This is a genomic window from Bradyrhizobium sp. Leo170 (genome assembly GCF_004296405.1).
Taxonomy (GTDB): Bacteria; Pseudomonadota; Alphaproteobacteria; order Rhizobiales; family Xanthobacteraceae; genus Bradyrhizobium.
The window spans coordinates 1-11535 of record NZ_PSRR01000278.1 but is presented as its reverse complement, the minus strand read 5'-3'; the positions used below and the strand labels follow the sequence as shown (position 1 = coordinate 11535).

The 11535-nt window shown below is 63.5% G+C and carries 8 protein-coding genes and 2 pseudogenes; 4 read left to right on the top strand and 6 right to left on the bottom strand.

Features of this window, described 5'->3' with window-relative positions:
- Positions 1–92: 92 nt before the first annotated feature.
- Positions 93–1291: pseudogene (locus CWO89_RS32790) on the top strand (hypothetical protein).
- Positions 1292–1313: 22 nt separating this feature from the next.
- On the opposite strand, the gene CWO89_RS32785 reads toward CWO89_RS32790, so the two are convergent.
- On the bottom strand, positions 1314–2396 hold the full coding sequence (locus CWO89_RS32785) for a DUF937 domain-containing protein (protein ID WP_245476688.1): 1083 nt from the start codon (positions 2394–2396) through the stop codon (positions 1314–1316).
- Between the two features lie 898 nt (positions 2397–3294).
- On the opposite strand from CWO89_RS32785, the gene CWO89_RS32780 reads away from it, so the two are divergent.
- Positions 3295–3522 (top strand): hypothetical protein, encoded by a 228-nt coding sequence (locus CWO89_RS32780; RefSeq protein WP_130582632.1) that lies wholly within the window; start codon positions 3295–3297, stop codon positions 3520–3522.
- Positions 3523–3524: 2 nt separating this feature from the next.
- Here the strand turns inward: CWO89_RS32780 and CWO89_RS32775 are convergent, their stop codons facing one another.
- Both CWO89_RS32775 and CWO89_RS32770 read right to left on the bottom strand, forming a co-directional pair.
- Entirely contained in the window at positions 3525–3935 is a 411-nt protein-coding gene (locus tag CWO89_RS32775; RefSeq protein WP_130582631.1) for an META domain-containing protein, read from the bottom strand.
- A gap of 185 nt (positions 3936–4120) precedes the next feature.
- Positions 4121–5785, bottom strand: a complete 1665-nt coding sequence (locus CWO89_RS32770) for an L-lactate permease (protein WP_130582630.1) — start codon at positions 5783–5785, stop codon at positions 4121–4123.
- Positions 5786–6079: 294 nt separating this feature from the next.
- Between CWO89_RS32770 and CWO89_RS32765 the strand changes: the two genes are divergently transcribed.
- Entirely contained in the window at positions 6080–7825 is a 1746-nt protein-coding gene (locus CWO89_RS32765; RefSeq protein WP_130582629.1) for an ABC transporter ATP-binding protein/permease, read from the top strand.
- 240 nt (positions 7826–8065) lie between these two features.
- On the opposite strand, the gene CWO89_RS32760 is transcribed toward CWO89_RS32765, so the two are convergent.
- A complete protein-coding gene (locus tag CWO89_RS32760; protein ID WP_130582628.1) occupies positions 8066–9076 on the bottom strand; it encodes a TorF family putative porin in 1011 nt (336 codons plus the stop codon).
- 492 nt (positions 9077–9568) lie between these two features.
- On the opposite strand from CWO89_RS32760, the gene CWO89_RS46260 reads away from it, so the two are divergent.
- On the top strand, positions 9569–9883 hold the full coding sequence (locus CWO89_RS46260) for a hypothetical protein (RefSeq protein ID WP_207234622.1): 315 nt from the start codon (positions 9569–9571) through the stop codon (positions 9881–9883).
- A 164-nt stretch (positions 9884–10047) separates the two neighbouring features.
- Here the strand turns inward: CWO89_RS46260 and glcF are convergent, their stop codons facing one another.
- Together glcF and CWO89_RS48295 are read right to left on the bottom strand one after the other, a co-directional pair.
- Entirely contained in the window at positions 10048–11361 is a 1314-nt protein-coding gene (glcF, locus tag CWO89_RS32750) for a glycolate oxidase subunit GlcF (RefSeq protein WP_130582626.1), read from the bottom strand.
- Positions 11358–11535: pseudogene (locus CWO89_RS48295) on the bottom strand (2-hydroxy-acid oxidase); the annotation flags it as partial. The pseudogene CWO89_RS48295 and the gene glcF, both read right to left, overlap by 4 nt.

The window sequence follows — 11535 nt, the reverse complement described above, 5'->3', positions numbered from 1 at the left end:
GATCATGATCCGATTTCGTCTAATCGGATCATGATCTAGGATCGAGGTTTGGTAGTTACGACGTCGCTGATTCTATCGCCGAGGATTTTCCTATGCGCGTGCTCCTGCTCTGCCTGTTGGGCCTCATCACGGCCTCTTCTGATCTCGCTCTTGCCCAGATGAAGCTGCCGTCCAAGACGGCGCCGGGCACCACCGAAACGCGCTATTTCACCGCGATCGACGGCTTGATGGAGGGCAATGCCGACGCGGTGCTGAAGGAAACCCGCCAGGGCAAGAACGTTAGCGCGGCGGTGCTCGACGTCTGCTACCCCGCGGAAAAAGGTTCCGACCGCAAGGACCGTTTCGTCGTCAACCTCGCGGTCAACGGCCAGAACCTGAGCGGCTCGACGCAGAGCCTGAATGACAAATCGCCCGTCACGGTGAAGCTCGTGCGCAAGCCGACCGGCGACAGTTTCGAATTCCGCGGCCAGATCACGATCGGCCAGGCGGTGACGGAAGTGGCCTCCTCCGACAATACCGACCTTTCGGAACGGGAATTTCAGGAGAGCCAGACCACCGATGACGGCATCACGCCGGCACCGAAGGACTTTACCGAAGTTTCTCCCGAATCCGTCGGCGTGCGCGTCAAGCTCGACGCGGCGCTGGACTTCCTGAAGAGCCTTAAGGGCCAGGCCGTCGAGGTCGGTCTCTCGAGCCTCGCCATCACCTGCGACGCGCTGCGCGCCGGCGAGCAGACCATCAACCTTACCGTCGATCCGGAACAGGCCCCGGCCCTCGTCGCCAAGGCCAAGGCGACGCCGGGCGTGGTCGCGGCCGGCTGGACCACGGGCAGCGTCGAGATGGACCGCACAATCCGCTTCGCCGCCGCCGACTGGCTCAGCGGCGACAAGATCAACAGGGACAAGATTGCATCAGCGATATCGGGCGTGCTCAGCAAGACGCTGGCGGCAAAGCCGTCGGGGGCGTCATGGAACGCCAACACCGGCAAGCTGAAATTGACCTTCAAGCGTCCGAGCCAGGTCTATCCCGCGCTCGGCCTCACCGAGACCATCGAGATCTCGGCGCTGGTGTCCTCGGACAAGCCCGGCGCGTCGGACAGGCTGATGCTGTGGGTCTCGAGCCCGGTGGTCACCACCGCCGACGAAGGCCCAGGCCCAAAGCTGAACCTCTCGGAAGACTCCGTCGGCGACGAGGAAGGCGGCGAGCCGCCCGACGACAACGGCTCGATCGAGGCGCTGGCGAAGGAATTCAAGGCCAGCGCTGGGACGCCGACAAGTCGGCCTGGAAGTAGGCCAGCTTGCCGTGCGCACAGCTCAGACCCGCGCGAGCGAGTCAAGCCTTGCGCGAACATCATCAATCGCGGGCTTCGCGACGGGCCCAACACCGGGCATCGCCATCACCTTGTCGCACATCTGGTAGATCGAAGGCGTCACCACGACGATCAGTTTGGCGAGTGCGCTTCGTCCTTCCGGGGGAAGCTTGCCAGCTCGCGCGCTGACATCGTTCAACTGCGCTGTCGCCTCGTTGATCTTGGGCAGAGCCGCTTGAGCGGTAGCCACGTCTGTCACGCCTGATAGCGCGGACTTCAAGGTGTTGACGGACGAATCGACCTGGCTGGCCAAGTTCACCCCGTCGACGGTCAAATTCGCGGGTGCCACGCCCACGGTCCCGGTTGCGGGGCGCGTTGCCGCGGGTTGCTCGGCGACAGTCTGTTCACCCGGGCGTTGGACTGCGTACCAGACGAGACCGCCGAGCACGACAAGGCCAGCCAGCCAATAGGGCCACTGCGACATCGCGTTGCTTGGCGTGTAGCGTGTAGACGCCCCGGCGACGCGGCTCGCGGCCGCCGAAGCTCCGCTGCGCACGCTCTCCCCCGCCCTGTCGATGAGACCGGCAGCGCTCAGTTGATCGGCGAGACCCGATGGAAGCGCCGCAGCGATCTGGTCCTTTTGCGAGGCGAGGAGCGATGTCAGCCGGCTTGCCTCCATACCGACGCTGCGTTGATGCTGCCCCAACGCCCCGAGGACGACAGGACCAAGCATGCCGGTCAGCAACTTGGCGGAGCCCTCGCCGATCCCTGCGAATTTGGCGATGGCCTCAGATACCGTTTCCAGCGCCCGGCCGCCAAACAGGCCGGCCAGCGTGGCCGATCCGCTCTCCGCGAGCGCCGCCTGGCCAGGACCTGCCATCGCATTCTTCAGGCTTTCAAGCGCTCCGGGCTGCTGCTGCGACAATGCGCTGGACAACTGACGGGCGCCACCGGGGGTGGAGGCCACCTCGGCCAAGCTCGAAAGCAGCGCGGGGACGCCACCTCCTATCGCCTTTTGCACGATGTCTCGATCAAGCCCCAGAGAGGACGCGATCCTGGCGATCAGGTCAGGAGTCAGACATTGCATGACAACAGAGACGAGGTTCACAGCCATGACGATCTCTCCATCGGTGCGAGGTGGTTGAGACAGGATGACTGAACAATCATCACGTCGCATGCCCACGTCAGAGATTTCGATTCCGGCTGTCAGGTGCGGGCAACAATTATCGGGGCGAACCAGCAGATTTCCGTGCCTGCCAACCGACTTTCCCACTGCGCGCGCATGTCCGCCCCAAAATTCGCACCTGTCTAATCACAATACGGAGAGCCCTGCAGGTTGATAGCCGTTGGCTCAGCAGCCTGACATGGAATTTTGGCAGCTCCATTTGGGGGATGGCCGGCTGCCTTGGGCGCGATCGGGGCGGCATCGCGACGCAGTTCATTCGGTTGATCGTTAAGGTTCGATTCAATTTCCGGGAACATCATCGCTTAGCCGAACGTGGGTCACGCCATGCAAGTCCACGAGCCGAGTACCCTTGGAAACACCCGGTCGGGGAATGTGGCGACGACGAGGTGCCGGAGCAGCCGGCGCGCCTGTCGGATTTCTTGAACCAAAATCGCGATGACGTTCTGGTCGTGCGAGGGCCACACCGCGATTGGGCGCGCACCATTGCGCTGCCCGCGATGGCACTGGTGGCAGCCTTTGGGTTGGGATGGGCCGGCGGTCTGAATTGGCCCGAGTTCGCAAGCACGATCGGGCTCAGCCCGGCTGCCCAGAAAGTCACGTCTTCGCCTCGAACCGCTGAGGCAAGACCAAGCGGCAAGATCGAAGGCACCAAAAAACAACATCCACGTCAGATCTGCAGACAGCGGCGCCCGTGGTCGTAGGAAGCATTCCCAAGCCTTTACCCGCGAGCACTCACCTGGCCGCGCGCGCCTCAAACCCGTTCGCCTCCCAGGCAAATGCTGCTCCCTCCGGCGCGGCGATGGCGAGGCCACCTTTGGCGCCGGCACCGGAAACGAGACCGACCACCATATCGGGCTGGACGGTTGTCGATGTCCGGGACGGAACCGCTGTTCTCGACGGGCCCGACGGCATTCGGATGGCCGCGCGCGGCGACACGATTCCCGGGCTCGGGCGTGTCGAAACCATCGTGCGCTGGGGTAACCGCTGGATCGTTGCCACCGCCAACGGATTGATTGCGGCGCCCTAAAACTAATTCGTGTTGAGCCGGAAGCGCAGCGTCTTCGAGCCGGTCAAGGTGACGAGGTCACCCTGACGGCGCCAGGTCGCGACGTCACCGAGCGCCGCAAGCAGATCGTCGTCGGCCTGCACCCGGTCGGGCGGGCAGTTGCGGGTTTCCATCGCGCCGGGAACGAAGATGATGGTGTTGCCGGCCACCGAGAACTGGCCCTTGCCGCCCTTGCACCAGAGTTCCAGCACCACCTCGCCATTGTCGCCGATCTCGAGCGAAGGGATGCGCTTGGAGCCGGGCATGCGCGCGGCATCGAGCGATATTTCGAAGCCGAAGGGAAACTCCTCCTCGGCGCGCACCGGACCTGCCGCAACCGCGGTCGCGAGCAGCGCCAGGGCGACGGCTGTTCTGGTGCAATTCCGTGGAACCATGAACTCTCTCTGAGATCAGCGATGCGCTCTTCTATTGGACGCATCTGACGATGGCCAAGCCGGCCATGCGGAGACGAGTTCGTAGCCCGGGTGGAGCGGAACGCGCAACCCGGGATATCCGTGTCAGTGTCTACGAGCGCACCCGGATTACGCTGGCGCTTCACCCGGGCTACGAGCCGGAGCGACTACTTCAGGACCATCTCCGTGAACGGGTAGACATAGGCCTGCAGCGTCACGAACAGGCCGACGAGGCAGGCCAGCACGATCGAGTGCAGGAACACGTAGCGCAGGATCGAGCCTTCATGGCCGTACCAGTTGGTCGCGGTCGAGGCGACCACGATCGATTGTGCGTCGATCATCTTGCCCATGACGCCGCCGGAGGAGTTGGCGGCGGCCATCAGGATCGGCGACAAGCCCAATTGCTCCGACGTGATCCTCTGCAGGTTGCCGAACAGCACGTTGGAGGCGGTGTCCGATCCGGTCAGCGCGACGCCCAACCAGCCGAGCAGCGTGCCGAAGAAGGGATAGAGCACGCCGGTTGCGGCGAAGGCCAGGCCGAGCGTGGCGTCGACACCGGACAGCCGCGTCAGCGTGCCGATCGCGAGCATCGCCGAGATCGTGATCAGCGAGATCGCGCACAGGCGGATGGTGCGGCCATATGCGGTGATCAGTTTCATCGGCGAGAAGCCCATCAAGAGACCCGAGATGATCGCCGCGATCAGCATGCCCGTGCCGGTGAAGGACAGCCAGGTGAAGCTGAACACGGCGCCTTCCGGCGTCGGCTTGGCGACAATCGGCGGCACCTTGTTGATGAGCTTGTCGAGCTCGGGCACCGGATAGTTCCAGACGAAATTGGCGTTCGCCCAGGCCTTGAACGCGCCGTTGCCCCAGATCAGCATCAGGATGCAGACGATGATCCACGGCAGAAGCGCGCTCCACAATTCGCCTTGCGTGAGCGGCGTCTTGTCCAGCGCCTTCGGCGCCGCCATGGTCGCGGCCGATTCATCGTGGCCGCGCAGCGCCGGCGACAGCCAGAGCTGCCGCGGCTGCCAGACGCGCAGGAACAGGATCAGGCAGCCCATCGAGATCAGCGAGGCGCCGATGTCGACGATCCAGGGATTGATGAAGTTCGAGATCACGAATTGCGGGACCGCGAAGGAGACGCCGGTGACCAGGATCGCCGGCCAGACATCCTTCATGCCCCGCCAGCCGGCGAACGCGCACACCACCCAGAACGGCACGATCAGCGAGAACAGCGGCAATTGCCGTCCGACCATCGCGCCAAGCACGTAAGGGTCAAGCCCGGTGACGGAGGCGAGACCCAGAATCGGCGTGCCCAGCGCGCCATAGGCGACCGGCGCGGTATTAGCGATCAGCGACAGGCCGGAAGCCGCAAGCGGCGAGAAGCCGAGCCCGATCAGGATCGCGCCCGTGATCGCAACCGGCGTGCCGAAACCGGAGGCGCCTTCGAAGAACGCGCCGAAGGCAAACGCGATCAGGAGCAGTTGCAAGCGCCGGTCCTCGGTGACGCCGCCGACCGCGCGCTTCAGGAGCTCGAATTTCCCGGTCGCCACCGTGATCTGGTAGAGGAAGATGACGTTCAGCACGATCCAGCCGATCGGGAAGAAGCCGGTCACCACCCCGAGCAAAGTGGCGCGGACCGACATGTTCACGGGCATGGTGAAGATGAAGATCGTGATCAGGTTGGTCACGATCACGGCGATGATGGCGGCGACATGCGCCTTCACTCTGCCGCTGGCGATCAGGACCAGCAGCGTGACCACGGGAACGGCGGCTGCGATCGTCGACAGCGCGGCGTTGCCGAGCGGGTTGTAGATTTGGTTCCACATTTTTGTTGTTCCTCCCCAAGGTTCCCGGTGGCGGCTTCCCGCCGGCGGCTTGCGTCGGCTCGCCGCGGGCATGGACGCGGCGCACCGGGCGCAATCGAGTCGGCACAGCCGAAACGCTCACAACCTCGCGAAATCAGAAAGTCCGCCGCCCCGCGTCGCGCTGCCATGCTAGGGTTAACTATCATGCTGCGACAAGTGGACGCTGACCGAGGAACCCACGACTTTAGTCTGAAGGTTCCCTGATTGTCCCGTTTTTTCAAGCCTTTGTAGGCGGTCCCCCGGAGACGCTAATCTGTGAACAACATTCGTTCGACGCTCGCGACGGTGTGGCGCATTGCAGCGCCTTATTTCAACTCCGAAGACAAATGGGCCGGCCGCGGCCTGCTTGCCGCGGTCATCGCGATCGAGCTGGCGCTGGTCGCCAACGATGTGCTGCTGAACCAGTGGCGCAATCGTTTCTACAACGCGCTGCAGGAGCGGGACTGGGACGGCTTCGTCCGCGAGCTCATCGTGTTCTGCGTGCTGGCCGCGGTCCTCACCGTGCTGTCGATCTATCAGCTCTATCTCAACCAGTGGCTTCAGATCCGCTGGCGCCGCTGGATGACGAGCAAATATCTCGGCGAATGGCTGCACGATGCCAACCACTACCGCATGCAGCTTCACGGCGATGCCGCCGACAACCCGGACCAGCGCATCAGCGACGACATCAAGATGTTCGTTAGTCAGACGCTGGGGCTCGGTATCGGGCTGTTGAGCTCGATCGTGACGCTGGCATCCTTCGTCGTAATTCTCTGGGGCCTGTCTGCGGCGGCGCCGTTGCATCTGTTCGGCAGCGACGTGTCGTTCCCCGGCTATCTGGTGTGGGGGGCGCTGGTCTACGCCATCTTCGGCACGGCCTTGACGCAGTGGATCGGCTCGCCGCTGGTGCGACTCGATTTCGATCAGCAGCGGCTGGAAGCCGATTTCCGTTTCAACCTGGTGCGGGTTCGCGAGAACTCCGAACAGATCGCGCTGCTCAAGGGCGATCGCGCCGAATGCGAGCAGCTATCGACACGCTTCAGCCACGTGGTCTCCAACTGGTACGGCATCATGAGCCGGACCAAGCGGCTGACAGCGTTCACGCAGAGCTACTCGCAGGCCGCGGTGGTGTTTCCCGTCATCCTGTCCGCGCCGGCCTATTTCGCCAGCAAGATCCAGCTCGGAACCGTGATGCAGATCATGGAAGCGTTCGGCAAGGTGCAGGATGCGCTGTCGTTCTTCATATCGGTCTATCGCACCATGGCGGAATGGCGCGCGGTGGTTGCCCGTCTCGATGGCTTCGAGCGATCGATTGCGGAGGCGGGAAGGCTCGCTACCGACCCCGACGCGGTCAAAGCGGCGCCTGCGGCGAGCGATGCAATCGCGCTGCAAGAGCTTCTCGTGAAACTGCCCAATGGCGCGCCGCTGGTCGCGGCGACCGGGCTCAAGCTTCGGCCCGGCGAACGCACGCTGGTCACCGGGCCGTCCGGCGCGGGCAAGTCGACGCTGTTCCGGGCGGTCGCCGGCATCTGGCCGTTCGGCAGCGGCTCGATCATCATTCCCGAGCACGCCTCGCTGATGATGCTGCCGCAAAGGCCCTATTTCCCGATCGGCTCGCTGCACGCGGCGATCGTCTATCCCGCCGAAGCCGAGAAGTTCAGCGCCGACAGGATCAGAGAAGTGCTCGCCCAGATCGGCCTGCCGCAGCTTGCTTCACGGCTGGAAGAAGAGGGACACTGGAACAGGATGCTGTCGCTCGGCGAGCAGCAGCGCCTGGGGCTGGCGCGCGCGCTCTTGCATGCGCCCGACTACCTGTTCCTCGACGAGGCGACGGCCTCGCTCGACGAGCCTTCGGAAGCTGCCCTCTATCGTTTGCTGATGGAGGAATTGCCCGCCACCACGATCGTCTCGATCGGCCACCGCTCGACGCTGGAGGAATTCCATCAGCGCAAGATCGCGCTGGTCCGCGATGGCGACCGGTTCGGGTTGCGCGATACCGCCAAAGTCGCCGCGTCGTCTTAAAGCGGGATACGCACGTCGTGCGTAGCCCGGGTGGAGCGGAACGCGCAACCCTGGACACCTGCATCAGCGTCTACCGGCGGTCCCGGGTTACGCTGGCGCTCCACCCGGGCTACGGCGCTAATCCTTCGCCGTCATCAGGCTGGATAGAGGACTTCCACCTCCAAGCTGTCGTTCATACTCGGCACACAATGAAAAGGGCGGCGGATCGCTCCGCCGCCCTCTGATCCACGTGTGTGGAACTTACTTCAGGTTCGAGATCGCGGTCAGGTCCGCCGAGAGCTTGGCAATACCGGCTGCGCCGCACCAGTTCGAGCCGAAGCCACCGGGATTGATCGGCGTGAAGCTGCCGTCGAACTTGGCGGTGTGGTCGCTGGTGAAGGCGTTGCAATCACCCCTCGACATGTCGGTGTCGGAGTAGCGTAGATCCAGCGTGAACACCTTGTAGGTGAAGCCGATGCCGATGTTCCAGGTGTTGTAGCTGGGCTCCTGGATACCGTTCGCATACAGGGGATCGCCGGCAATCCCGTAGAACACGTCAGACTTTCCAAGCCACTGACGGCCGAACTCACCGGAAACATACATACCGATACCGGTCGAGCCAAAGGTGGTGCTCGGCGCGATCCACTTGGCGGTGATCGAGGCGTAGTTGCCCCAGGCGCCGAGGTTCAGGAAGTTCGGCGAGTAGTATTCGTTGAAGCCCACCGCCCACTGGTCGTTGATGGCAATGTTGAGCTTGGCGTAGCCTTCGTAGAAGCTCGCGTCCCTCTTGGCGAAGTTGCCATTGATCGGCAGGCCCAGCGCGCCCTGCGAATAGTCGAGGTCGTTGCCGCAATTTCCCTGCAGCAGGGTGTACTGCGAACCGAAGCACTGCCCGCCCGGATACAGGTAACCCCAGACACCGAAGTCGAAGGCGAAGATGCCGAAGGTCGGGCGGATACCGCCGTAGATGTCGATCTCGGCCGCGGCGCGGTTCGCGAAGGAGATGCTCTCGCCGGCGGCGCCGATATAGAGCTGGAGGTCCTTGGTCACGTTGTAGCGCGGCTCGAAATAGGCGGCCACCGAGGGCTTGTGGTTGGACTGGGTGATGCCGCGGAACACGTAGTCGCTCATCAGCGCAGCGCCGAAGGCGAAATCCCAGGGCTCGAACGCGGGCGGCGGCGGCGCCTTGACGGCCTTCACCGCCATGTCGGCAGCCATTGCCGAGCTCGAGAACATTGCCAGCGCCGTTGCTAACAAAGCCAGTTTCTTCATAAGAATCCCCACACGTTCAAGAAAACAGTCCAGCTCCTCCGGCCCCCCGGGGCGAGCGATCTTCGACTGCGACCAAATTCCGCAGGCAATCTGGAACGCGATGCCCCTTGTGTTGAAGCAAAAAAGACGAGCATGTGCCGACTTTTTAGGCGTTCTGTCCTTTTTGAGAGAGGTTGTTGGCGAGTGTTGCAATCTCACAACAACTTTACCGACTTCCGTGCCTTGTGAAGTAAATCCGCACCTCTCCTACGTGGCGGAGTGAGTCTCGGCTGCAACGGTCCGAGTCCAAGCGCCGCCGAATCATCGAGCCGTGTCGCCCCACAATCAGTGCTCCGGAAAGCGAAAGAGCCGCAGCGGTGAAAGGCTGCGGCTCTCGCGTCAGGTGCTGCCTGGTGGCGTCAGGAAGGACTAGAGGAGTCCTCCGAGCCTTCCGACCTCTCCGAAGGGCTGGGGGTAGCCCAGCTCGGACCGAGTTCGGGCTCCGGCGCGGGAGTGGGGGCAGCGACCGGTGCCGCCGGCTTGGGAGCTGCAGCCTTCTTTGCCGCGCTCTTCTTGGCGGCCTTCTTCGGCGCGGCCTTCTTGGCGACTTTTTTCACGGCCTTCTTTGCCGACTTCTTCGCGGATTTCTTGGCAGCCTTCTTGGCAGATTTCTTCGCGGTTTTCTTGGCGACCTTCTTCGCGGACTTCTTCTTGGCCGCTACCGCCTTCTTAGCCTTCTTGGCCTTTTTCCCCTTCTTACCCTTCTTCGCTTTAGCCATCGTGATCCTCCTGTTGCCGCTGATTCAGTCTATCGAGCGCTTCGAATAGTCCGCTTGCCCGGATCGGGATCCTGCTTGTTCGAAGCACCTCCCGCCCCGTCCTTTGTCGCGCATGGCCTCCGCGCAAACGCGTGCGCCTGTCGTGGAGAAAACCGCTACCCACGTCGCCCCAACACGGCCCCCGGGTCCGGTTCATGCGCGATAGGCAATCGATCAATTTACCCCTGGCCGAGGACCTCCTGTCGCCCAATCGAGAAGCTCAATCGTGTGCACCACAGGAACTGACGTACCGCCGGCAATCTGAACCATGCAGCCAATATTGCCCGCAGCAATCATGTCCGGCTTGATTGTCGCGAGGTTGGCGAGCTTCCGATCGCGCAACCTCATCGCAATGTCGGGCTGGAGAATGTTGTAGGTCCCCGCCGAACCGCAACACAAATGGCTCTCCGGCACATCTTTCACCACGAATCCATTCTTGGAAAGCAATTCTTTCGGAAGGCCTGTGATTTTCTGCCCGTGCTGCAGCGAACAAGCAGAGTGATAGGCGATGGTGATCTCGTCTTCGAGGCGTGGCGGATCGAGCTCGATGCCGGCCAGATATTCGGTGATGTCCTTTGTCAGCGCGGAGACCTTTGCGGCGGGAGCAGCGAATTCGCGGTCCTCGCGCAGCATGAAACCATAGTCCTTGATCACGGTGCCGCAGCCTGACGTGGTCACCAGGACGGCGTCGAGGCCGCGCTGTTCCGCCTCATTCCGCCATGCCGTGACGTTGGCGCGGGCGCGGGCGAGCGCATCGCCGTCCTGCCCGAGGTGATGGGTCAACGCGCCGCAGCATTGCTCATCCTTGACCAGCACCACCTCGACCCCGTGGCGGGTCAGCACGTTGATGGCGGCCTTGTTGATACGCGGAGCCAGCACCTGCTGGGCGCAGCCCTGCAACAGCGCGACCCGTCCCCGCCGTGTCCCAACCGCCGGGAACACACTTCCCGCCGACGGACCCGCCGGCGGCAGGTGGGATGGCGCCAGCGCCAGCATCGCCTTGATTCGCCGGAGCATGCCTGGAGTGGCGTCAGCCCTCGGCGTCGGCAACAGTGCCGCGAACGGCCGGGCCAAGCGGGCCAGCACCATGCTGGTGCGGAAGGCGCCGGGTCGCGGCAGCACGAAGCCGAGCACGGAACGCAGCAGCCGCTCGGTGAACGGCCTCTGATAGTCCCGCTCGATCCTGACCCGGGCCTGGTCGACGAGGTGCATGTAATGCACGCCGGACGGACAGGTGGTCATGCAGGCGAGGCAAGAGAGGCAGCGGTCGATATGCTTGACCACCTCCGCCGTCGGCGGCTTGTCCTTTTCCAGCATCTCCTTGATCAGGTAGATGCGGCCGCGCGGACTATCGAGCTCGTCGCCGAGCAGCACATAGGTCGGACAGGTCGCGGTGCAGAAGCCGCAATGGACACAGGCGCGCAGGATCTTGTCGGCCTCGGCAATATCGGGATCGGCGAGTTGGGCGAGCGAGAATTCGGTCTTCATGATGCAGTCCCCCGCGTCAGCCGGCCGCGGTTGAGGATGTTCCTGGGGTCAAAGCTCTGGCGGACACGCTCGCTGAGATCGGCGAGCCCGCGGGGCTGCGGATGGAACACGTCGACGGCACGCCGCACCTCCTCGGAGGCACGGATCAGGGTGGCGTGGCCGCCGGCAGCCTCG